This is a genomic window from Pseudogemmobacter faecipullorum, from assembly GCF_020539525.1.
In the GTDB taxonomy this organism is placed as follows: Bacteria; Pseudomonadota; Alphaproteobacteria; order Rhodobacterales; family Rhodobacteraceae; genus Pseudogemmobacter; species Pseudogemmobacter faecipullorum.
The window spans coordinates 68,380-90,997 of the sequence record NZ_JACDXX010000001.1; the positions used below are offsets into that span (position 1 = coordinate 68,380).

Genomic DNA, 22,618 nt, shown 5'->3' on the forward strand with positions numbered 1-22,618 from the left:
TCCCGCCCCTTCAGATCCGCTGATCCAGCGATTTGGCCGAGGCGACATGACTGTCGCGAAACCCGGCCTCAACGCCTGCGATCATCTCTTTCAGCCGGTCGATCGACAGGGTCTCACCATCCGAGGCCAGGATCTGCCGCAATCCGGCGATCAGCCCTGGCAGCGAGGCCGGATCTTCGGGCGGGATATAGGGCACATGGTTCAGCGAGGCGAAGCGGGTCGGCAGCTCCTGCTCGCCCTTGCCGACAAATTCCTCATAGGGTTTCTCGCCTGCGGTATCGAGCGGCGTCAGCAGCATCGGATATTTGCCTTCGGCCAGCAGGCGCTCAACCGAAAGCCGCGCCTCATCCTCATCGCGGGTGAAGAAGGGCGTCAGGCCCTGGCTTTGCAGAAAGGCCATAGCCACATCCTCAAGCAGCACCAGATGCCGGGCCGGATCCAGCGTCGGCACCATCACCGAACGATCTTCGCCCAGCAAAGCCGCAAGGGTGCACAGATGACCGGATTCCGGCAAAGTGACAAAGAAACGCCGGGTGTTCTCGGGGCAGGCCATCGGCTGGCGCAGCGCGAGCCGGATCTGCCAGGACTGCAGCAGCGAGCCATTCGACAAAGCCACATTGGCAAAGCGTGCCGAGGCGATCCCCAGCTCCGGCGCCCAGTTCACCGCCGGGGAAAACAAAGCATGTTCCATCAGCCGCTTGGTCGCCCCCATCATCGACGAGGGATTGGCCGCCTTATCGGTCGAAACACAGAACAGCCGCTGCGTGCCCGGCGACTGCGCGATCAGCTGCGCCAGGGTATCGAGCCGCATCAGATTGGTCTCAAGCATGGCAAGGATCGAATAGGGATCCTTTTCCGAACGCACATGTTTCAGCGCGGCAAAGTTCAGCACCAGATCATAATCGGCGCTGCGGGCCTTAAACCACAGCCGGAAGGGCGCGCCGCCATAATCGAATGGCAGGGTCAGCAGATCACCGATCTTTGGCGGACGCGGCGCTGAGCGGATGCGGCGCACCACTTCCGCCAGACCGTTTTCATTGTGATCAATGACATGCAGCACCGCCGGCTCAAACTGCGCCAGGGTGGCGAGGGTCTGAAAACCGATCGAGCCCGCACCGCCGATGACCAGCAGGCGCCTGCCGCGCACCAGAGCACTGATCTCATCACTGGCGGCCAGCATATCGCTGGCGAAATAGCTTTCGCTGCGGCCGACGATCCGGCTGTCGAGCGCATCATGACGGAAATCCACGGGAAAAGCGGGGAAATGTTCCGTCATCCGATGGGATCCTCAAAGATTTTACGGGCCCGGGTCAGCTCAGAGATGGTGCCGATATCAATCCAGCGCCCCTCATGCTGATAAGTACCGACAGGGCGTCCCTGCTGGCGCAGGCTTTCAAACAGGCAGGGCATGTCGAAAAACACCCCTTTCGGCACGTCTTTCAGCACCGATTTCGACAGCATGTAGATGCCGGCATTGATCGGAAACTGCAGCGTCGGCTTTTCATCCGAGCCGTTAAACGTCCCGTCCTCGCCTATGCGCACCACACCATAGGGCACGGTATAGCCATGGGTGCGCGTGACCATTGTCGCCTCCCAGCCACCGGCCTGATGCCCGGCCAGCAGGCTGGGCAGGTCGAGATCATTCAGGAGATCGCCATTGAGGCAGAGGAACGGGTCCGAGAGCGTATCAGGATCAATCAGGCTCAGCGCGCCACCGGTGCCCAGACGGCTGGTCTCGCGCACATAGGACATGGCAATGTCATGCGACGAACCATCGCCATAATGGTCGACGAACATATCGGCGAGATAATTCAGCGACAGCACGAAGCGGCTGACACCATGGTCGCGCAGATGATCGATGATATGGCTGAGGATCGGCTTTCCGCCCAGATCCAGAAGCGGCTTGGGGCAGCAGTCGGTCAGGGGCGAAAGGCGCTGGCCCAGCCCGCCTGCCATGACCACTGCCGTCATTTCACGCGCGATTGAGGTCAGCCAGAGCGAGTAGAGCGCGACCACCCGTCCCTCGATCACCAGCGGCAGATATTCCACCCCGCGCCGCAGCATGGCCGAGCGCACCTCGCGGTCGCCGCCGGGATCCTGATGAATGATGATCGGATTGCGGTTCATCGCCCGCGAGACCGGATCACCGGCATCGCCGCCCGACCCCAGCATACGACGCACATCGCCATCTGCCAGCACGCCCTCAAATCGTCCCTCGCGGTCCACCACCGGCAGCAGCCGCAGCCCTGCCGCATTCATGCGCGAGATCACCACCCGCACTGTCTCGTCGCTGCGCGCGAGGATCGCATCAAGAGCCGGCCCACGATATTCGTTGAGCTTCATCCGTTATTTACCCTTTACCGGCGCCCGCCAAAAACACTCTGCGGCCGCCAAAACCTGTTCCAGCTCCTCTTCAGTCAAATGAGTGGAGCAGGGAAGCGGGTAGATGCGCTGCCAGAGTGCTTCGGCAATATCCAGCCGTCCGGCAGGGGCACCGCGATGCGCTTCCTGCAGGTGCAGGGGCTTCCAGAACAGCCGCAGATCAATGCCCGCGGCCACCATATGCTGACGAAATCCCTTTGAAAGTTCCGCCGCCTCCTGATCGCTCAGTCCCGGATCCGACAACCAGAAACCCGAGAACCAATGCGTACTGCGCCCCCCGGCCGGGGTCGGGAAAGGTGAAAGCTGATCAAAGCGCGCCGCCAGACCGGCATAGGCCTGGGCCAGCGCGGCCTTACGCGCCAGGAATTGCTCCAGCCGCTCCATCTGTGCCACGCCAATCGCCGCCTGCACATTGGTCATGCGGAAATTATAGCCCGCGATATCATGATCATAATCGCGCCCGACCCGCCCGGTCGTGGTCATGTGCCGGATCCGCGCGATCAGCGACTCATTCGCCGATGAGACCGCGCCGCCGCCGCCACAGGTGATGGTTTTATTGCCGTTGAAAGAATAGCAGACCGCATCCACTCCGGTCTCGCAGAGCCTGCGCCCGCCCGAAGCCCTGGCCCCGATCGCTGCTGCCGCATCAACCACCACCCGCAGATCATAGCGCCCGGCGATCTGCATCAGGCGGTCAAAATCCAGGCTCGCGCCCATGATCATCACCGGCATGATCGCCCGCAGGCGAAGCCCGGTCGCGCGGTGAATGCGGATCCCCCCCGCCAGCAGCTCGGTCTTCGCCTCGATCTCGGCTTCCAGACTGTCCAGATCGATCAGCCAGTCCTGCGCCGCGCAGTCGATGAACCAGGGGCGTGCGCCGCTGTGATGAATGGCATTTGCCGTGGCGATGAAAGACAGCGTCGGACAGAGCACCAGATCCCCGGCCCCTATCCCCAGCCCCTCCAGCGCCATCTGCAGCGCCACGGTCCCCGAGCAGAGCACGGCAGAATCCACCGCCCCGCTTTCGCTGCTCAGCTGAGCGGCAAAGCGGTCAACGAATGGCCCGACAGATGATACAAATGTAGTGCTGATGCACTCTTGCAGATATTGGCCTTCATTCCCGAGAAGGTTCGGTACAGCCAGCGCTATGGACATCTAAAATCCTCAGGGCCGAAAAAATGATCGTTACTTCAGGCTGCCCGGAACATTGGATAGGCAGCCTGTGAATGAGCTTAGCAGCGGTTGCCTGGGGTGAACAGCCAGCAGATGCGGATTTCTCGGGACCAGGCGAAACCCTGTCACCTGTTGATTTTTTCTGAACGTTTCGTCGTTTTTCTGCCCGGTTTTGCCTGAGCGGCAGGGCCAGGCTTGTCCGGTTCAGACACTGGCCCTAGACTCAGCTCTCCCCTGCAGTAAGGAACCCGGCTTTGGAGATCAGACCCTGGAAGCCCGGCGATGAGATCGCCATCCGCGCCCTGTTCGAAGCGGTTTTCGGCAGCGCCATGAGCGAGAGCTTCTGGAAATGGCGCTATCACGATCACCCGGCCGGACCGCCGATGATCATGCTCGCCTGGGAGGGGGACCGGCTGGCCGCGCATTATGCCGCCAGCTATGCGCCTTTGCTGATTGACGGCGAGCCGCAGCTCTCGGCGCTGTCGATGACCACGATGACCCATGCGGATTTTCGCGGCCAGGGGCTGCTCGAACGCACCGGCCTTGCGCTTTATGAAGAGCAGCGCCAGCGCGGCCTGATCGGCTGCTGGGGCTTTCCCAACCGCAATGTGAATGTCACCCGCCGCCGCAAGCTGGGCTGGGAGGGCATTGCCGATATTCCGACGCTGCAGCGCCCGATCAGCCCCGGAGAGAAATTTGCCAGCGTCGCAGTCTCGCTGTCTGACAGGATCCCCGCGCAATATGACAGCCTTGCCCGTGCCGCGGCCCCGGTCCGGGCTGATCGCGCCCGCGCCTTCCACGCCTGGCGCACCGATGACAATCCGCAAAGCCGCTACACCCATCTCACGCCCGAGGACGGCAGCGGCTATGCGGTGATCAAGCCCTGGAAAGACGGGGCCTATGATCTGGTGCTGCTGGAGGCCGCCGATCCCGGCAGCCTTGCCCGGCTGACGGAGGCCTGTCTGGCGGCGGTCCAGGCCCTGGGCGGCAAGCTGCTGAACGCATGGAGCCTTGCGCATCGTCCCGAGCGCGTGGCGCTGGAACGCGCCGGTTTTCTGCCGCTTGGCATGGTGACCAATTTCGGCGGGCGCAGCTTTCCCGCCGGGGACAGGCGCCTGACCACGGCGCAGAGCTGGAAGCTCGATATGATCGATTCAGATCTTTACTGATCACGGCGCTGAGGCCCGCCGGCCTGCGCCTCGAAATCCCCGACCAGCTGCGCCAGCCGGGCCTCGCTGTGCCGGATCAGCGCGTCATAGCGCCGGTTGGAAAAGCCAAAGATCGTCGAGCGCTGCTCTGAATTGTGACCGGCAAGGAATGGCAGGGTGGTCGCGACCCGCAGTCCCGGCATCTGGCCAAGCCAGGTATCGATTGAATTCTCGCGGATCCCCCCCCGCCCGGGCGACCAGGCGGCGAGATGCTGCAGCGCGCTTTCACGGCAGATATTGAACACCATGCCGGTGGTGAAATTGAGAAAGACCAGCTTCTGCCCGGGCAAAGCGATCACCTCGCTGACCTTTGCCCCCGGGGCCAGATCACTGATCAGACCCGAGAACACATCCCAGTCCGGACGCGCCGCCAGAACCGCCTCAGCCGCCCTCAGCCGCTGCTGAAAACCGGGGCAGGGCTGCAGATCATCCTCGCAGAGCGTCAGCGGCACCGCGCCACGCGCCAGCGCGCCGCGCGCGATCAGCGCATAGCTCTGCGCCGCGCCCTGCCAGCCAGGCCCCTGCCGCAGGCCCGGGAAAAACCGCAGGCCAGCGAGGCTGAGCGCCCTGAAACCGGCCCGCCGCTCGGGCGATTCGGGCAGGCTGAGACACAGACCCTGGCCGAAGGCCGCGCCAGGCTGCAGCGCGGCCAGCTCGGGGAAAAGCTCCGGGGCCAGATCTGCCGGATCGAGCGCCTGCGCCGCCACCAGCCAGCGCAGCAGCCCCGCGCCCAGCGCCGCCGGACCATCATTCACCGCCACCAGCATCACCTGATCCAGGTGATAGCCCGCGGCCCGGGCCAGCTTCAGGCTCGCCGCATCCGGCACCAGCAGCATCAGTCCCGGCAGGGGGGCATCCTGACCAGAAAGAAATGCCGTAAGGTAATCGGGGCGGGTAAACAGCGCCGCTGCTGCCGCATGGCCCTGCTGCGGGTCGGGATCTGTGATCAGCAGGGCCCCTTCGGCGGCAAAACAGGCCGCAAGCCTTGTCTCGCGCAAAGCCTGTTCCAGCACGCCGGATCCATCCCTCAGCCGCAAAGGCAGCTGCACCGGACGCACTCCGCCCAGCGCAAGACCAGGGGCCCTGCGATAGCGCAGCCGGGCCCCCAGACCCGCCAGCCCCTCGCGCCGCAGTTTTTGCCAGATCGCCTTCAGCCCGGGCAACAGATACTCTCTCTCCCTCAGGGATTTCGCCCCAGATCTGCCCGAACCAGACCCCGAGGTCCATGTGGACCGGCGAAACCCGGCGCAGTCCCGGCGAATAATTTGCATGAATCGCGACTTTGGCGCATCAATAGCAGAGTTCCAAGGCTGCCCCGTGAGCGTCAGACCTGTTAATGCGTGATCCTTCGTCCCCCATTCTGCCCATGAACCGGCCCCTGTCCGGGCTGAAACCTGCGAGCTTTCCGGCGCTGCGCTCGATCGGCGCCCTCATGCTGCGCGAGATGGTCGCGACCTATGGGCGCAATCCCGGTGGCTATGTCTGGGCCGTGCTGGAGCCAATCGGCACGATTGCCATCTTCGCCCTCGGCTTCTCGCTTTTCATTCACAAACCACCGCTTGGCTCGGATTTCCTGCTGTTCTTCGCCACAGGTTTTCTGCCCTTCAGCATGTATCTGTCGATCTCGACCAAGGTGCAGCTGGCGCTGCGCTATTCGCTGCCCCTGCTGAATTACCCAAGGGTGGTCTGGATTGACGCGGTGATCGCCCGGCTCGCTCTGGCGGTGATCACCGATCTAACAGTGATGTTTATCGTACTCTCCACCCTGATCTGGCTGGGCCGTGATCAGATGCTTCTGGATTTCGCCCCCATGCTGACCGGGCTTGGCATGATTGTGATCGGCGCCACCGGCATCGGGCTGATCAATGGTCTGCTGGCGGGGTTGGTCCCGATCTGGCCCACCTTGTGGAATATCATCAACCGGCCGATTTTTCTCGCCTCGGGCGTGTTGTTTCTGTTCGATTCCATGCCGTCGGTCGCACAGGATTTCCTGTGGTGGAACCCGCTGCTCCAGGCGATCTCGGAATTCAGATCCGGCTTCTACTCGGGCTATGATCCGGATTTTATCTCGCTGCCCTATGTGTTCGGCGTCACGATGGTGCTGCTGACCATGGGCCTGCTGGTGATGCGAAAATGGCACAAAATCGCACTGGAGCGCTAAGCATGGCGCTTGTGATGCAGAAAACCAGGCCCGCCCGGGTTTTACTGGAGCAGCGCAGTGTCAGCCCCTGCGCGCGCAACTCTTTCGCGGGCTGGGCCTTTGCCCCGAACCTGGTCTCGCCGCTCCGCAAGGGGAGCCGCAGGCCCCGGTCGGGGTTGTCGCTATGCGGCATTGCAGAGGGAGTGCTTAAATCGTGACGACTGCTCAGGGTGCCACACCGCCCGGACCTGCCAGAACTGCGCCTTCCGGCGTGGCGCCAAAGCCCCTGCCGGCAGCGGCAGCGCCGCTGCATCCCCCCCAGGTGACGCCGATCCGCGACACGCCGGCCCGGCCCCCCGGGGTCGCGGGCCCCAAAGCAGCACCTCCGGTGATGCCCGCGCCGCCCGGACCGCGCCCGGTACCGGTCGCTGTGCCGCCGGTCCAGCTGCCAGGCGCGCGCCCGGTGCCGCCCCCTGCCCCTCCGGCACGGCTCAGACCCCGTCACCGCAGGCTGGCCATCTCCTTTGGCATCATCGTGGTGCTGCCGGTGCTGGCCACACTATGCTACCTGCTGCTGATCGCCACGCCGCAATATGCCTCACGCATGGCCTTTACCGTGCGCTCAGAGGCGCATTCCCCGGCCGCATCCGAGCTGCTCGGCGGCTTTGGCGCGCTGCTCGGCGGCTCGGCCTCGTCCGACAGTGAAATTCTGAAGAATTTCATCCTCAGCCAGGAAATGGTGTCGCGTGTCGATGCCCGGATAGATCTGGGCAAGACCTTCCGTGGCAACGGACGCTATGATTCGCTTTTCACCTATGATGCCGATGGCAGCACCATCGAGCACCTCACCGATTACTGGCGCCGGATGGTGCATGTCTCGCATGAAAGCGCGAGCGGTATTCTGGAGCTGGAAATTCTGGCCTTCAGCGCTGAAGATGCCCAAAAAATCGCCGAAATCGTGCATGAGGAAAGCACGGTGATGATCAATAACCTCTCAGCCGTCGCCCGGGAGGATGCTTTACGCTACGCCGGAGAGGATCTGTCACGCGCGCTCGACCAGGTGAAGATCGCGCGGGAGGCGGTGACCGATTTCCGCATCCGCAATCAGATCGTCGATATCGCCACCGATCTGGCCGGGCAGTCGGGGATCATCGCGACGCTGCAGCAGCAGCTGGCAACGGCGCTGGTCGAGCTTGATCTGCTGCAGAATTCCACCACCGCGAGCGACCCGCGCCTGACCCAGTCCGAGCGCCGGATCCAGGCCATCCGCGACCGCATTGCCGAAGAGCGCCAGAAGATTGGCTATAGCGACGGCGAGGAAAGCTATGCCACCATCGCCGGTGAATATGAGCGGCTGACGGTGGAACGGGAATTTGCCGAAGCGCTCTATGTGGCGGCGCTGCGTCAGCAGGAGCTGGCCCTGGCCGAGGCAAAGCGGCAGACCCGCTATCTCGCCACCCATATCCAGCCCAGCCTGGCGCAATCGGCTGAATATCCCCGCAACGGCTTTATCCTTGCCGGGGTGGCATTCTTTGCCTTCCTCAGCTGGGCGATCATGACGCTTGTGTTCTACGCGGTCCGCGACCGGAACTGAGCCAGAGCGATATGATCCGCCTCGAAAACCTCAGCAAATCCTTTCGCACCCCGGGCGGGGCGCGAAAGGTGGTGGCGCAGAATATCAGCGCAGTCTTCCCCTCCGGCGTCGCGGTCGCGCTGCTCGGGCGCAACGGCGCCGGGAAATCAACGCTGATGGAGATGATCTCCGGCAAGGTACGCCCCGGCAGTGGCCGCATCGTGGTGCGCGGCACCGTGTCCTGGCCGGTGGGCTTTTCCGGCTCGTTCCATGGGGATCTGACCGGGGCACAGAATACCCGCTTCATTGCCCGGACCTATGGGGTCGATTCAGACGAGCTGATCGCCCATGTGGCTGAATTTGCCGAGCTTGGGGACCATTTCACCTCTCCCGTGCGCACCTATTCCGCCGGGATGAAATCGCGCCTCGCCTTTGGCGTTTCCATCGGCATCCCCTTTGACACCTATCTGGTGGATGAGGTGACCAGCGTCGGTGATGCCGCGTTCCGCGAAAAGAGCAAACGCTACTTTCTCGCCCGGATGCAGACCGCAGGGGCGATTTTCGTCAGCCATTCCATGCCGCAGATCCGGGAATTCTGCCAGAGCGGCGCGGTGCTGGAGAACGGCCGGCTGCATTACTTCGATGATCTCGAAGAGGCGATCCGGATGCATGAGGAAAATATGGCGCTCTGAGGTGCCGCTCCGGGATCAGGAAAGCGCGCGCTCGAGCCGGCTACGCCAGCCCGAGACCTGGTTGCGGCCAAATTCGCGCGGCGAGCAGAGCTGCAGCTGATCGCGGCTGAACATCGATCCCACCTCATCCAGCGCGGCCGAGCAGAGCGCGACCGCCAGATCAAATTTCTCGGGATGCAGCCAGCGCCAGGCCTCAATCGGGAAGAAGCCGGGCAAGGCGCCCTCGCGCCGGGCCCGCTCCTGGGGATGGGTCTTAAACATCACCGAATATCCGGCCTGCCTCAGCATCCCGGCCATTTCAGCATAAAGCCGCTCCGCCTCCGGCGCGGACATCATGCCCATACCGGCAAGCGGCTGCGACAGGATCAGCGCACTGCGCATGGGCAGGCCGCCAAAAGCCGGGCCGGGCCAGAAGGCCTGAACCAGCCGGCGCGCGGCGGCATCGGGCAATTGCTCCATCATGGCAAAGACCTGGCGCGGCGCGGCCTTGCGGCGCAGCCCGGGGGGCAGCGCCTCGGGCCGGGCGATCTCGATGCGGTCCACCCAGTCCTCTTCGCCCATCCATTGCCGGAAGGGCGACAGGCCGCGCGCCGCCCGGGCCAGGGCCTTGACCGGCGGGATCTGCTGGCTGTGGTAATTGCCCAGCCCCTCTTCGCGCAGGATGATGCTCTGGCACCGCCGCCGCAGCGTCTTCATCATGAAGGGGCCGGTGACATAGATATAGGCATTGCGGTAGCCTGGGCCTAGCCATTCCGGCGGCCGGTCCGCCGGGCCGGCCAGCAGACCCGAGGCCCCGGGGGCAAAATTGCGCCGCAGCAGCGCGGGCATCCAGCGCGGCAAAGTGGCGAATTCCTCGATACAGTCACTGTCGCGGCGCACCGAAAGATGAATATCGGGAAAGGCCCGGATCAGCCCGAGCCGCACCTCTTCGGGCAGCGGTGCGTAATCGTTCATATAGACGATTTCGGCCGCATGACCGCTGAGCAGGGCTGAAATGTAAGAAAACAGCAAAGGGCGCGAACTGGGCGCGAGGTAAAGATCCGGCGCGGTTGCAACAGCCTTCATCATTCCACCATCTGACGAAAAGTGCTGAAAAGCTCAGGCGGCACACGGCCTTTGAACCTGGAATCGCGATCTGGTGAAGACAGGGCTAACGGATCTCGCATCACCCGACAATAACTTCATTGGCAAATGGCTCCCTCCAGGCGGGAGGAAGCGGCAAAATCTTTCCCCCTGGGGCAAAAGCGCGTCAGATCAGCCAGAAATCCGCTGCAGTCAGACTGAGACCGGGCGACAGAACCGCGATCAGCGTCCCCCCGCCCGCCGCATTGCCATTGGCATCCCAGAGCAGCTGGCCCGTCACAGGGTCATAGAGCAGGCGATGCTCTGGCGTCGTCGCCAGCGCAGCTGTGTCAAAGGCAGCAAAGGAGAGGCTGCCTGGCCTCAGACCAGGGTATGCAGCACAGACCAGCCGGATCTGATCCTCCCCCGGCCTGAAATCCTGAATACGGTCGATATTATTCGCGCCGGGGGCGGTATCAAACACGAAGACATCCGCCCCCGCCCCTCCGGCCAGCAGATCGAGACCAGCGCCACCGATCAGCGTGTCATTGCCATCGCCGCCGATCAGTGTGTCATTACCCGCCCGGCCCCAGATCTGATCATGGCCAGCGTCGCCCCAGATCACATTCCCCGCCGCATCGCCCAGAAGCGTATCGCCAAAGCGGGTGCCATAGAGATCCTCGATACTGACGTAGCTGTCCCCGGCGGCATAACCGGTATTCCCGGCCGGGGCCTGCAGATCGGCCCGCAGACCGGCAATTGCGTCATTATACTGCACCCGGTCGCGGCCATTGCCGCCATGGAGCAGATCCGCCCCCGCCCCGCCCAGCAATATATCATCACCCTCGCCGCCGATCAGCGTGTCATTGCCCGCCCGGCCCCAGATCTGATCATTGCCGGCATCGCCCCAGATCACATTCCCCACCGCATCGCCCAGAAGCGTATCGCCAAAGCGGGTGCCATAGAGATCCTCAATACTGACGTAGCTGTCCCCGGCGGCATAACCGGTATTCCCGGCCGGAAGCTGCAAATCGGCCCGCAGACCGGCAGTTGCGTCATTATACTGCACCCGGTCGCGGCCATTGCCGCCATGGAGCAGATCCGCGCCTGCCCCGCCCAGCAATGTATCATCACCCTCGCCGCCGATCAGCGTGTCATTGCCCGCCCGGCCCCAGATCTGGTCATTGCCAGCGTCGCCCCAGATCACATTCCCCGCCGCATCGCCCAGAAGCGTATCGCCAAAGCGGGTGCCACAGAGATCCTCGATACTGACGTATCTGTCCCCGGCAGCATATCCGGTATTCCCGGCCGTAAGCTGCAGATCGGCCCGCAGCCCGGCAGGGGCGTCGTTATACTGCACCCGGTCGCGGCCATTTCCACCATCCAGCAGATCCGCGCCTGCCCCGCCCAGCAATATATCCTCTCCGGCACCACCATAGAGGCTGTCATTGCCCGCCCGGCCCCAGAGCTGATCTGCCCCGGCCTCGCCCCGGATCCTGTTGCCTCCCCCATCGCCGAGCAGCGTGTCGCCAAAGGGCGATCCCGCCAGATCCTCGATGCTCAGATAGCTGTCCCCGAGCGCGAAACCGGTATTCGCAACAGGCAGCAGCAGATCGGCCCGCAGCGCCGCAGACGCATCTTCATAGCAGGCCCGGTCCCGCCCCTCACCACCCTGCAGCAGATCGGCCCCGGCGCCGCCGCGCAGCACGTCATTACCCTCTCCGCCATAAAGCCAGTCATTTCCCGCCCCGCCGATCAGCGTATCATTGCCGCCCATCCCCTCAATCGTGTCGCTCTCTGCCCCGCCGCGCAAAAGATCCGGCCCAGGGGTGCCGAAGATCGTGCCCTGGTCCACTAAGGGCAGGGGCAGGCTGTGCCAGAGCCCGGTGAGCGTGGCGAGGCGCAGCTCTTCGCGGCTGAGCGGCAGCCCATTCGCGCTGAAAATTTCAAGACGCTCGGCCCCGAACCACAGCACGGCACCGCTGGGCGTGGCCAGAAACTCAACCGCAGAAAAATCACGCAGCCCGGACCAGCCCGTCAGATCGAGCCGGTCGAGACCGGGCTGAAAATCGGTGATCACATCCGCCATGCCATCCGCGCTGAGCACGAAAAGATCCGCGCCACCGCCTCCGGTCAGCCGATCCTCGCCCGGCCCGTCGGTCAGCACATCACTGCCCTCGCCCCCCGAAAGCGTGTCATTGCCCGCCCCGCCGGTCAGCAGATCATCAAGCGCGGTGCCGTTCAGCCGGTCCGCACCCTCACCACCGCGCTGCGGCAGAGCGATGGCCGAAAGGTCAAGGCCAAGCCGGGTGATGCCGCTGCCCTCTCCGGCGAGGAAAATTTCGAGCTGCCCGCTCTGCAGCCGCAGGCTGATTGCGCTGATGGCCCCGGGCGCGACCAGGCCCTCGCCGGTCAGCTCCGCCATCAGCACCAGCCGCCCGCCAGGCAGGATCTCAAACAGATTGAGCCCCTGATCCGCCCCCCCCGCCAGGATGAAAGCGCGCTCCTGCAGCACCACAACCTCCAGTGCCCGCAAGGCCTGAAACCGGGTGTTCAGCGTATCGATGATGTGATCGGCAGCCTCCATCCCACCGCTGGCGGTCAGGCGGATCAGGCTGATCGAGGAACTGCCGGAGGAACCGGCCACCAGCCAGGTCCCGCCATGGGCCGTGACCTGCCGCACCACCTCGGGCGAGGCGATGCCAAGCCCCTCAGCCGCACCGATGGCGGCGCTTTCGCGCGGGCGGCCATCATCCTCCAGCGCGATCAGATGGATCCGGGCGGCGGTCTGCGATAAAACGATCAGATAATTGCGGCCGTCATAGCTGAGCGGCTCAATTGCCGTGATATTGATCTGATCTGCGACATCCGGCCCCAGCCGCAGCCCGGGCAGTGCCGTCAGCTCGCCGCTGTTGCCGAGCCGCCAGGCCTGCAGCATACCCGCTCCGGTTGCAGATCCGTAGCAGAAATTTTCACCACCCAGCGCCAGGCTCGCACTGGCGGAGAAGCTGATGCCGCCGCCGGCAGGGGGCAGGACATTGCTGCGCAGGGTGCCGCTGTCGCGCAGCTGGTAGAAACTCAGCCCGCCCGGCCCGAGGCCGGAGACCAGCAGCATCTGCGCGCCATTGAGGCTCAGCGCCGCCAGCTCCGGCCCGGCGGAGAGGCCACCAGAGGAGCGGATATCATAGCTGCCGCTGAGCCGCAGCGGGCCGTCGATCTGCAGCGCCAGCACGCCACCGCCCGCCCGGGTGAGGCTATAGAGCATAAATCCGCCACCCGGGGCCTGCAGGATCAACAGATCTTCGATCCCCGAGAGCATATGGAGCGGCGCCTCGGTAAAAGTCTCTATCCAGCTGAACCGGAACATGTCACACCTTTTCCCTATAGTGAGTTTCCCCGGCTAAGGGTGTGGTGCTGTGAGCGCTCTGTGGCGGAAAAGGGGCGTTAAAGTAGAATGCGAGTAAGTACAGACAAACCAGGCATCGCTGCCGCTCTGCCCTGCCGGGCCTGGCGAAGTCAGGATCCCTGCAGGACGACTGGTGCCACCGAGAGCCCGGCCGGGCCCTCGGCGCCGGTCACCATCCTTATGGCCACCTATAATGGCGAGCGGCATCTGCAGGCCCAGCTCGACAGCTTTGCCGCACAAAGCCATCGCAACTGGCAGTTGTTCATCACTGATGACGGATCGGGCGACAGAACGCTCGGAATCCTGCAGGATTTTGCCCGGCAGTATCCGGTGCAGATCGTACAGGGACCGCAGCAGGGCGCGGGGATGAATTTCCTCTCGGCGCTCTGCCATCCTGAGCTGCCCCAGGGCATCCTGGCACTGGCGGATCAGGATGATGTCTGGCTGAAGGGCAAGCTGGCGCGCGGCCTGCGCCGCATGGCCGCGGCCCCCGATCCCTCCGCCCCGGTGCTCTATTCGGCCGAGAGCCTGATCGCGGATGGTGCGCTGAAGCTGATGAAGCGCTCGACCAGCGGCACGGTCGCCCCGGGCTTTGCCCCGGCACTGGCGCAGAACCTGTTCGCCGGCCATTCGATGATGCTGAACGCCCCGGCCCTGGCCCTGGCGCGCAGCGCGGGCTGTCCGCCGGGAGTGATCTGGCATGACTGGTGGCTCTATCAGCTGCTGGCCGGGGCCGGGGCGCAGCTGATCCTCGATCCGCTGCCCACGGTGATCTACCGCCAGCACAGCAGCAATACGCTGGGCGTGGTCAATGGCCCGGGCGCAGCCTTGCGCCGGTTGCAGATGGTGCTGCGCGGTGAATGGGGCGAGACCATCCGTGCCCATGCCGGGGCGCTGCAGTCACGGCGCAGCCTGCTGACCGCTGCGGCTCAGGGGCAGCTCGATGCTTTCCTGGCCCTGCCGCCAAAGGGCCTGGCCAGGGCGCGCCGTCTCCAGGCGCTGGGTGTCAGGCGCAGCTCAAAGGCCGGAGACCGGATGATGTCGCTCGCCGCGCTGTTCGGCCGGATCTGAACCTCGCGCCTCAGATCCAGCGTCCGACCGCCATGACGCGCAACGCCTGGCTGCCGGCTTTCGACAGGAAAGACAGCACACGCAGGCTGGCACTGCTGGCCGAAGGGGCGGCCGCGGCCAGCCAGCAATCGACGCCATCCGCCAGGCCGCTGACCACCGGCGCCGATCCGGCGAGGAAGGACTGCGGATAGCTCCAGCTGACCGCAGGCGAGGTAAAGCCCGCGCCCAGCGCCGTGCTGACATTCGCGACCGAAAAGCCGTGATGCCAGCAGATCTGCGTGCCATCCGCGAGACGCAGCCAGCTGCCGCTGGCATTTGAGCCGCGTTCCAGCACCGCGCCTGTCGGCAGGCCCGCGCTTTGCGTCACAGTGCCGACCAGGCTGGCGCGGCTGCAGACCGGGCTGCCCGCCACCCGGAGCCCCTGGGGAAAATCGGCAATGCCCGTCGCCGCGCCAAGCGCCAGCGCCACCTGCCAGGCGCTGCCATCGGCACTGACCTTCACTGCGAAATCATCGCTGCCGGTGCAGCCCATTTCGGCCCGGCCCGACCAGCCGGTCTGAAACAGCAGGCTGCCGGTCTCGGCGGCAGAGGCCTTGTTCAGCTTCAGCTGCATTCCCGCCCCGGCATGGCTCATCAGCACCGCAGGCGAGGCCAGGGCAAGCCGGTTCACCGCATCTGCCGTGGCCGAGATGCCGAGCCGGGCAAAGCTTCCTGCCGTCTGATCCGGCGTGACCCAGGACAGGCCGTCATAGACCGCCAGCCGCGCCTCGCTCAGCAGATAGGCCTGCCAGCCGGGCCGGGGCGCAAGGAACTGCCAGCCGGCCGCAGTCATCACCGCCAGCTGCCCCTCCTGCCCGGCCCAGAGCCCGGTGGCCCCGGCGGCGACGATATGGCGATCGCCGGCCACCGGCAGCGCAGGCGGGGCGCTGCGGTCACGATCCGCCACCGCCAGCTGCACCAGGGCATCCAGCAGAAGCAAAGCTTCATTATGGGTGACATGTTTCTGCGCCTGGGCCGGCAGGATCAGCGGCAGCTCCAGAATATCGGTGGTGTCAGACATGAAATCCTCCGCACGGGACCAGGGCGGGGCGGTGGCTGATGCGCCTCCTGCCCTTCCCGCGTGAGGCTGAGGGCATTGTGCTTACGCCCCTCCTGGCCCGGCGCACGCTGCCCGCCCCAGAGCGGCAACAGGCTCAGCTCACCGGGCCGCCGGTGCCCGCCCCATCGGCGCGGCGGATCACCCGCCGGGCCGAGGCCTCGCGCCGGATATTCACGCTGATCGCGCCGATGATCATCGCCCCGCCCAGGATCACCCAGGGGTCAAAGGCCTCGCCGAAGACCACCATGCCCAGCAGCGCTGCCCAGAGGATCTGCAGGAAGGTCACCGGCTGGGTCACCGCCAGCGGCGCGGCGGCAAAGGCGCGGGTCATGGCATAATGGCCAAGGGTGGCAAAACCCGCCCCTGCCGCCAGCCAGACCAGCTGCCAGAGCTCGGGGCGCTGCCAGACCGGCCAGGCCAGCAGGCCAAGCCCGGGGGCGGTGGCAAAGGTCATCATGGCGACAATCACCCCGGCGGGCACGCTGTCACTCATGCGTTTGGCGATGATATAGGCGATAGCGAAAGAAATGGCTGCACCGAACTGGGCCAGATGACCGGAACTGATCTCGCGCAGCCCGGGCCGCAGCACCACCATAGCGCCAAGAAAGGCCACCAGCGCCACCATCATTCGCCCCGGCGTCACCCCCTCGCCCAGCAAGAGCCCGCCAAGGATCAGCACGATCACCGGATTAAGAAAGCCGATCGCCGAGACCTCGGCCACCGGCAGCCGGGCCATAGCGTAAAACCACAGCGTCACCGCCAGCACCGTCACCAGCCCGCGCAGGGCGAACATCACCCAGATGCGGCGCGGATACTGGCTGCGCATCAGCTGCGGCAGCAAGGGCAGAAAGATCAGCGCGCCGAAAGCATAGCGCAGAAACGCCGCCTGAGGCGCGGGCAGCGAGGTGCCCACCGCCTTTACCACCCCGTTCACCCCGACCATCGCAAGGCCCGAGATCACCATCCACAGAATGCCGGCAAACGGCCTATGCGCTGTCTTTTCCCACATGGCGCGCACCAGAGGTGAGCGCTCAGGAAAAGGCAAGCCCCGCCGCGATGCCCCACATCAGCAATCCGGTCCCCGCCTCGAGCCAGACCCAGGCCACCGGCCGGGCGAACAGCGGTGCCAGCAGCCGCGCGCCATAGCCGAGCGCGGTGAAAAAGCTCAGCGAGCCCAGTGCGGCGGCAGTGCCAAAGGCCCAGGCCTGGCCGGGATATTGCGCCGAGACCGAGCCGATCAGCACCAGGGTGTCGAGATAGACATGCGGATTGGCCCAGGTCAGCATCAGGCAGCTCAGCACCACCTGACGGCGCGGGGCGCTTTTGCCGCCGGAAGGCAACAGCGCCTCACCGCCCCGCATCGCCGCCCTCAGCCTTTGCGCGCCATAGACCACAAGGAAGGCCACGCCGCCCCAGAGCATCAGCGATCCAAGCCAGGGCACGGCACGCGAAAGCGCGCCAAAGCCCGCCACCCCCGCGCCGATCAGCAGCGCATCCGACAGGGCACAGATCGCCACCACCGATCCGATATGCTCGCGCCGCAGCCCCTGGCGCAGCACGAAAGCATTTTGCGCGCCTATGGCGAGGATCAGGCTTAACGCCGTGAAATATCCGGCAAAAATCGCCTCAGCCAAAATGCGCCCCTCCCGCTTCCCCTGCTGAAAATAGCCCCAGGGGATCAGGGGGGCAGAAGGCCCCCCTCTGTTCAGCTTCCGCTTCTGACGCCCTGCGCATAGTTAATCAAATTAAACTGTTTCACGTGACACCAGTTTTGCTAATCTGACCCCATGCTTGATCCTGCACAGCTTGCCGCCCTTGCCGCCGTGCATCACCGCGGTGCCTTTGATCTGGCCGCCGCCGATCTGGCGGTGACGCCTTCGGCGATCTCGCAGCGCATCCGGGCGCTGGAGGAAAGGGTCGGCACTTTGCTGATCCGCCGCGGCCAGCCCTGTATCGCCACCCCAGCCGGGCAAAAGCTGATCCGGCATTTTGAGGCGATCCGGCTGATGGAGCGCCAGCTCAGCGCCGATCTGCCCGGTCTCGGGGATAGGGCCCTGCCGCTGCGGATTGCGGTCAATGCCGACAGCCTCGCCACCTGGCTGCTGCCCGCCCTCGCCGCGGTGCCGGGATTGCTGTTTGATCTGGTGATTGCCGATCAGGATGTCGCGCATGAGCATCTGCGTCAGGGCGAGGTCAGCGCCGCCATCACCTCGGATCCCGGTCCGCTGCAGGGCTGTGACAGCACGCCACTCGGGGCTTTGCGCTACCGCGCCACCGCCAGCCCGGCCTTTCTCGCCCGCCATTTCAGCGCCGGGGTCAGCCGGGACAGCCTGAGCCGCGCCCCCTGCCTGATCTTTTCCGAAGCCGACCGGCTGCAGCATCTCTGGGCCAGCCAGCAGGGCCTGCTGCCGCCATCCGGGCTGCGCGGCCATCGCCTGGCCTCAGCCGAAGGCTTTGTCGCCGCCTGCCTCCTCGGCATGGGCTGGGGGATGAATCCCGAAGGGCTGATCCGCGAGGCCCTGGCCCGCGGCAGGCTCTGCGAACTGATCCCGGGCAGCTATACCGATATTGCGCTTTACTGGCAGGTCACCCGGCTGGCGGCTCCGGCGCTGAAACCATTGAGCCGCGAAATCCGCCGCGCCGCCGCAACCGCGCTGATCACGCCCTCAGAAGCGGATACGTGAGGGAAAGCGAAATTCGACATCGGCTTTCGGCCCTGTCCTGCCCGCCAGCCCATAGGTCAGGCGGCGCAGCTCACCGGCCAGCCCGGCTTTCATCCCGGGATCGATCTCTACCGGCTGACCCACCGCCAGCTTCAGCGGCTTTTTCGCCCGTTTCAGCGTTTCGCGGAAGATCAGCGCCACCCGCAAAGGATAGGAATAATGGCTGACGATCTGGAACAGGCGCGAATTCTGGCCATGGAACCAGACCGGCAGCACCCTGACCCCGGCCCGCAGCGCCAGCCGGGTAACGAAAGGATGCCAGGCCGGATCGGCGGCATGGCGGGCCAGGGGCCTCGGCGCAGTCGCCACGCCACCTGCCGGAAAGATCACCAGCACATGGCCCTGATCGAGCCAGTCGGCGGCCGCTTTGCGGGTTTCAGCCGAAGCGCGGCGCGCCGCTGCCCCGGTGCTGAAATCGACCGGCAAGAGCAGGGACCGGGCCTCCGGGGCCTGACAGAGCGCCGCATGGACCATGATTTTCACATCGGGCCGCACCCGGGTGATCAGATCCCCGAGCGCCAGACCATCAGCAATGCCGAAAGGATGATTGGCGATCACCAGCAGCCCGCCGGTTTTCGGGATCAGCCTCGCATCACCACGGGTGAATTCAAGCTGCAGCCCGAGCAGCCGCACCGCTTCGGCAAAAAGCGGCGCCCGGCGGTCGCGCCCGGGGTCTGCCCGCCAGCTGCGGTAAAGCTTTTCGATCCGGCCCTGGCCTGAGAGCCGCTCGGCGATACGGATCAGCCTGCGGCGAATCGGGCTTTGCTCAGGATGGGAATAGCTGAAGACCGGCGCCTCCGGCAGGCCGGTATCCCCCGCCACCGGCAGGCCCGGTACCGGCAGGCCCACCACCGCCTCTTCGCGCAGCATCTGCCCCATATCTCTCTCCGCTGTCAGCCTGTGCCGGGGCGCGCGGTGCCACCACCGCCGCTCTCCGGCATCTGACTGCCAGCTCTGCATGACAGGCCAATGACAGCAGCCACGACAGGGACAACGCCAAGGGAGAGGCAGGGCCTGCCTCAGGGCAAAAGAAAACCCCCGGCCGGAGCCGGGGGTTTTCCTGAACTCATCAGAGGAGCGCGGGCCCAAGCCCGGGCGCGGCTCAGAGCTGCGCCGCGACATCCTCGGGCACGTCGAAATTATGGGTGACGGTCTGCACATCGTCATCCTCTTCCAGCAGATCGATCAGCCGCATCAGTTTCTGCGCGGTGTCGAGGTCAACCTCGGTGCGCGACTGCGGACGCCAGATCAGCTTGGCCTCGGTCGATTCCCCGAGGCTGGCTTCCAGCGCATCCGAGACCGCCGACAGATCCTCAATCGGGCAATAGATGTAGTGACCATCTTCATCGGTCTCGACATCCTCGGCCCCGGCCTCAATCGCCGCCATCATCACCGTGTCCGCATCACCTGCGCTCAGCGGATAGGAAATCTCACCCAGGCGGTCAAAGCTGTGCGAGACCGAGCCGGTCTGGCCCATATTGCCGCCAGCCTTGGTGAAATAGCTGCGCACGTTCGAGGCGGTGCGGTTGAGGTTATCGGTCAGCGCCTCAACGATGATCGCAATCCCACCGGCACCGTAACCTTCATAGCGGATTTCGGTATAATCTGCCGCATCGCCCATCTGCGATTTTTTGATCGCGCGGTCGATCACGTCTTTCGGCATAGAAACCGCTTTCGCAGCTTTTACTGCCAGACGCAGACGCGGGTTTTTATCGGGGTCAGGATCGCCCATCTTTGCGGCGACGGTGATCTCTTTCGAGAGTTTCGAGAACATTTTCGAGCGGATACCATCCTGCTTGCCCTTGCGGTGCTGGATGTTCGCCCATTTCGAATGGCCTGCCATGGGGCACTCATTATCCCATTTTGATACCCGGGTTCCATACACCCTTAGCAGTGCTGCGGGCAAGGCCAGGGGAAGTCTCACCCTCCCCTGCAGGTATATTGTTACGTTTTGGCCCGGATCAGGGGCCCGATTGCTGCAGCCGGCCGCCCTGACGCACCATGACCACGCGTTTTGCGAGGCCGGTATTGTCATCGGTCTCGACATAGACCCCCGAAAGGGTCGCCTCGCCCCCGGCCGGCTCAAAGCGTGATTTCGACATGCCGGTGATGAAGCGGCGCATCGGCTCAAGCTTTTCCATGCCGATCACGCTGTCATAATCGCCGCACATTCCGGCATCTGACAGATAGGCGGTGCCGCCCTTCAGGATCTGGGCATCACCGGTCGGCACATGGGTATGGGTGCCGACCACCAGGCTGGCCTGGCCATCACACCAGTGCCCCATGCCCATTTTCTCGGAAGTGGCCTCAGCATGAACATCAATAATCGCCGCCTGAACACTGACGCCCAGACGATGCGTCTTGAGCACCGGGTCAATCGCCGAGAAGGGATCATCAAAGGGCTGTTTCATAAACACCCGGCCCAGCACCTGCGCCACCAGCACTTTTTTGCCGTTCGGAGCATTGAAGACCCGCGCGCCTTTACCCGGTGCGATCCGCGAATAATTCAGCGGACGGATGATCCTCGGCTCTTCCTCAAGGAACTGCGCCATGTCTTTCTGATCGAAAGCATGATCACCAAGCGTCACCACATCGGCCCCGGCCGCGAGGATGCCTTTGGCATGTTCGGCGGAAAGCCCCATGCCCCCGGTCGCATTCTCGCCATTGACCACGACGAAATCGAGACCCCAATCCGCGCGCAGCTTCGGCAGCACACTGGCAATCGCCGTCCGCCCCGCACGCCCCATCACATCGCCAAGAAAAAGCAGTTTCATGGGATTTGCCTTATTCCCCCCGCCCCCGGGCTTCAACCCCGCCAGCGGCCGGTTTTCCGCCCGGTACGGCAAAATCCGCATCTTGACCCGCCCCGGGCCGCTGCCAGGCCTGCCGGGCAGTTGAGCCAGCGCCCGGGATCCGCTAGTCAGGCCCCATGACCCCAGATCTGATCCAGAGCCTTTTCACCCGCCCCGATGGGCAGTTCCTCTGCGCCCGCTGGGCCCGCCCGGTGGCGCCGGTGGTCTTCGGCACCGATGATGCCACCCTGGCCACGGTAAAGGGGGCAATTGAGGCCCTCGCCCGGATTGCCCGTCTGCCCACCGCCGAGACCGATCCCGAGCTTGGCGCGAATTTCATGCTCTTCTTCTTCCGCGACTGGGCCGAGCTGACCGGAGTGCCCGATCTCGACCGGGTGATCCCCGATCTGGCGCCGCTCTGTGCCCGGCTTGCCGATCAGGGGGCCAATCAGTACCGGGTGTTCCGCTTTGACGAGGCCGGAGCGATCCGCGCGGTCTTCACCTTCCTGCGGATGGATGAGCATCTGGCGGAAATGCCCGCTGCCGATCTGGCGCTGGTTCAGGCGGCCGAGGCCATGCTGACCTGGGGCGAAGGCGCTTTCTTCAAAATCGCACCGCTGGCCCGCACGCCCGAAGGCGATATCTTCCTGCGCCCCGACCTCGCCACGCTGATCCGGGTGGCCTATGATCCGGCCCTGCCCGCGAGCGCCAGCGATCCGAGCCATGCGCTGCGCCTTGCCGCCCGGCTTGCGGCGGCCGAGGGCGGCACGAATGCATGAATTTGCGGTCCGGGTCTATTACGAGGATACCGACCTCGCGGGCATCGTCTATTACGCGAATTATCTGAAATTCATCGAACGCGGCCGCAGCGAATGGGTGCGCGGTTGCGGAATTGATCAGATGGGGCTGAAAGCCAGCCAGGGCATCGTCTTCGCGGTGCGCCGGGTCGAGGCCGATTACCTGCGCCCGGCCCGTTTTGGCGAGGATCTGACCGTGACCACCCGGGCTGATGCTGTCACCGGGGCGCGGATCACGCTCAGCCAGCAGGTTCTGCGCGGCACCGAGCTGCTGTTTGATGCCAAAATCACCCTCGCCTGCCTCAGCGAGGCCGGGGCCCCGGCCCGGCTGCCATCCGCGATCCGCACTCTGCTGAACCAGGGCTGAAGCACCGGCGGAAAGCGGACTTTACCACCTGTCTGGGCAAAGCTTTGCCAGGCTACAAGATCTTGTCAGCGGTCACTCGCCGCTCTCCAAGATGTGTTGGCATTCTCCTTGTATCACTGATAGAATCAGCGCT

20 protein-coding genes are annotated in these 22,618 nt (G+C 64.7%); 8 read left to right on the forward strand and 12 right to left on the reverse strand.

Annotated features, from left to right (window positions below; genetic code table 11):
- Positions 1-10: 10 nt before the first annotated feature.
- From H0485_RS00320 to H0485_RS00330, 3 genes are read right to left on the reverse strand one after another with little or no spacing between them, the layout of a single operon-like run.
- On the reverse strand, positions 11-1,276 hold the full coding sequence (locus tag H0485_RS00320) for a polysaccharide biosynthesis protein (protein WP_226933323.1): 1,266 nt from the start codon (positions 1,274-1,276) through the stop codon (positions 11-13).
- Positions 1,273-2,343, reverse strand: a complete 1,071-nt coding sequence (locus H0485_RS00325; protein ID WP_226933324.1) for a nucleotidyltransferase family protein — start codon at positions 2,341-2,343, stop codon at positions 1,273-1,275. The genes H0485_RS00320 and H0485_RS00325 overlap by 4 nt, the downstream gene beginning before the upstream one ends.
- Before the next feature lie 3 nt (positions 2,344-2,346).
- Positions 2,347-3,537 carry an aminotransferase class I/II-fold pyridoxal phosphate-dependent enzyme gene (locus tag H0485_RS00330; RefSeq protein ID WP_226933325.1) on the reverse strand — a complete coding sequence of 397 codons (1,191 nt, stop codon included), beginning with the start codon at positions 3,535-3,537 and terminating at the stop codon, positions 2,347-2,349.
- A gap of 272 nt (positions 3,538-3,809) precedes the next feature.
- Here H0485_RS00330 and H0485_RS00335 point away from each other — a divergent pair, with 272 nt between their 5' ends.
- Positions 3,810-4,724 (forward strand): GNAT family N-acetyltransferase, encoded by a 915-nt coding sequence (locus tag H0485_RS00335; RefSeq protein ID WP_226933326.1) that lies wholly within the window; start codon positions 3,810-3,812, stop codon positions 4,722-4,724.
- On the opposite strand, the gene H0485_RS00340 is transcribed toward H0485_RS00335, so the two are convergent.
- The gene (locus H0485_RS00340; RefSeq protein ID WP_226933327.1) at positions 4,718-5,926 is read right to left on the reverse strand and encodes a hypothetical protein; all 1,209 of its coding nucleotides are present in this window, start codon (positions 5,924-5,926) and stop codon (positions 4,718-4,720) included. The genes H0485_RS00335 and H0485_RS00340 overlap by 7 nt on opposite strands.
- A 173-nt stretch (positions 5,927-6,099) precedes the next feature.
- On the opposite strand from H0485_RS00340, the gene H0485_RS00345 reads away from it, so the two are divergent.
- The 3 genes from H0485_RS00345 (at position 6,100) to H0485_RS00355 (ending at position 9,168) form a co-directional block, all read left to right on the forward strand.
- Positions 6,100-6,924: an ABC transporter permease gene (locus tag H0485_RS00345; protein ID WP_226933328.1), complete on the forward strand. Its 825-nt coding sequence runs from the start codon at positions 6,100-6,102 to the stop codon at positions 6,922-6,924.
- 193 nt (positions 6,925-7,117) lie between these two features.
- Positions 7,118-8,497, forward strand: coding sequence for a KpsE/RkpR family capsule polysaccharide export protein (locus tag H0485_RS00350; RefSeq protein WP_226933329.1), 1,380 nt, complete (start codon positions 7,118-7,120; stop codon positions 8,495-8,497).
- Positions 8,498-8,508: 11 nt separating this feature from the next.
- On the forward strand, positions 8,509-9,168 hold the full coding sequence (locus tag H0485_RS00355; RefSeq protein ID WP_226933330.1) for an ABC transporter ATP-binding protein: 660 nt from the start codon (positions 8,509-8,511) through the stop codon (positions 9,166-9,168).
- A 15-nt stretch (positions 9,169-9,183) separates the two neighbouring features.
- Here H0485_RS00355 and H0485_RS00360 read toward each other — a convergent pair whose 3' ends face one another.
- Positions 9,184-10,236 (reverse strand): alpha-2,8-polysialyltransferase family protein, encoded by a 1,053-nt coding sequence (locus H0485_RS00360; protein WP_226933331.1) that lies wholly within the window; start codon positions 10,234-10,236, stop codon positions 9,184-9,186.
- A gap of 181 nt (positions 10,237-10,417) precedes the next feature.
- Positions 10,418-13,597, reverse strand: coding sequence for a calcium-binding protein (locus H0485_RS00365; protein WP_226933332.1), 3,180 nt, complete (start codon positions 13,595-13,597; stop codon positions 10,418-10,420).
- An 87-nt stretch (positions 13,598-13,684) separates the two neighbouring features.
- Here H0485_RS00365 and H0485_RS00370 point away from each other — a divergent pair, with 87 nt between their 5' ends.
- A complete protein-coding gene (locus H0485_RS00370; protein ID WP_226933333.1) occupies positions 13,685-14,707 on the forward strand; it encodes a glycosyltransferase in 1,023 nt (340 codons plus the stop codon).
- A gap of 10 nt (positions 14,708-14,717) precedes the next feature.
- Here H0485_RS00370 and H0485_RS00375 read toward each other — a convergent pair whose 3' ends face one another.
- The 3 genes from H0485_RS00375 to H0485_RS00385 form a co-directional block, all read right to left on the reverse strand.
- Positions 14,718-15,767 carry a DUF2793 domain-containing protein gene (locus H0485_RS00375; RefSeq protein WP_226933334.1) on the reverse strand — a complete coding sequence of 350 codons (1,050 nt, stop codon included), beginning with the start codon at positions 15,765-15,767 and terminating at the stop codon, positions 14,718-14,720.
- Between the two features lie 133 nt (positions 15,768-15,900).
- Positions 15,901-16,815, reverse strand: a complete 915-nt coding sequence (locus H0485_RS00380; RefSeq protein WP_226933335.1) for a DMT family transporter — start codon at positions 16,813-16,815, stop codon at positions 15,901-15,903.
- A 22-nt stretch (positions 16,816-16,837) separates the two neighbouring features.
- Positions 16,838-17,440, reverse strand: a complete 603-nt coding sequence (locus H0485_RS00385) for a LysE/ArgO family amino acid transporter (protein ID WP_226933336.1) — start codon at positions 17,438-17,440, stop codon at positions 16,838-16,840.
- A 153-nt stretch (positions 17,441-17,593) separates the two neighbouring features.
- Here H0485_RS00385 and H0485_RS00390 point away from each other — a divergent pair, with 153 nt between their 5' ends.
- Entirely contained in the window at positions 17,594-18,490 is an 897-nt protein-coding gene (locus tag H0485_RS00390) for a LysR family transcriptional regulator ArgP (protein WP_226933337.1), read from the forward strand.
- On the opposite strand, the gene H0485_RS00395 is transcribed toward H0485_RS00390, so the two are convergent.
- From H0485_RS00395 to H0485_RS00405, 3 genes are all read right to left on the reverse strand, one after another.
- Positions 18,473-19,408 (reverse strand): lysophospholipid acyltransferase family protein, encoded by a 936-nt coding sequence (locus H0485_RS00395; RefSeq protein ID WP_226933338.1) that lies wholly within the window; start codon positions 19,406-19,408, stop codon positions 18,473-18,475. The two genes, H0485_RS00390 and H0485_RS00395, sit on opposite strands and share 18 nt — an antisense overlap.
- A 223-nt stretch (positions 19,409-19,631) precedes the next feature.
- Positions 19,632-20,372, reverse strand: a complete 741-nt coding sequence (locus H0485_RS00400; RefSeq protein WP_226933339.1) for a YebC/PmpR family DNA-binding transcriptional regulator — start codon at positions 20,370-20,372, stop codon at positions 19,632-19,634.
- A gap of 118 nt (positions 20,373-20,490) precedes the next feature.
- Positions 20,491-21,303, reverse strand: coding sequence for a TIGR00282 family metallophosphoesterase (locus H0485_RS00405; protein WP_226933340.1), 813 nt, complete (start codon positions 21,301-21,303; stop codon positions 20,491-20,493).
- Between the two features lie 155 nt (positions 21,304-21,458).
- Here H0485_RS00405 and H0485_RS00410 point away from each other — a divergent pair, with 155 nt between their 5' ends.
- Both H0485_RS00410 and ybgC read left to right on the forward strand, forming a co-directional pair.
- Positions 21,459-22,100: a DUF2927 domain-containing protein gene (locus H0485_RS00410; protein WP_226933341.1), complete on the forward strand. Its 642-nt coding sequence runs from the start codon at positions 21,459-21,461 to the stop codon at positions 22,098-22,100.
- Positions 22,093-22,485: a tol-pal system-associated acyl-CoA thioesterase gene (ybgC, locus tag H0485_RS00415; RefSeq protein ID WP_226933342.1), complete on the forward strand. Its 393-nt coding sequence runs from the start codon at positions 22,093-22,095 to the stop codon at positions 22,483-22,485. The genes H0485_RS00410 and ybgC overlap by 8 nt, the downstream gene beginning before the upstream one ends.
- Positions 22,486-22,618: the final 133 nt, after the last annotated feature.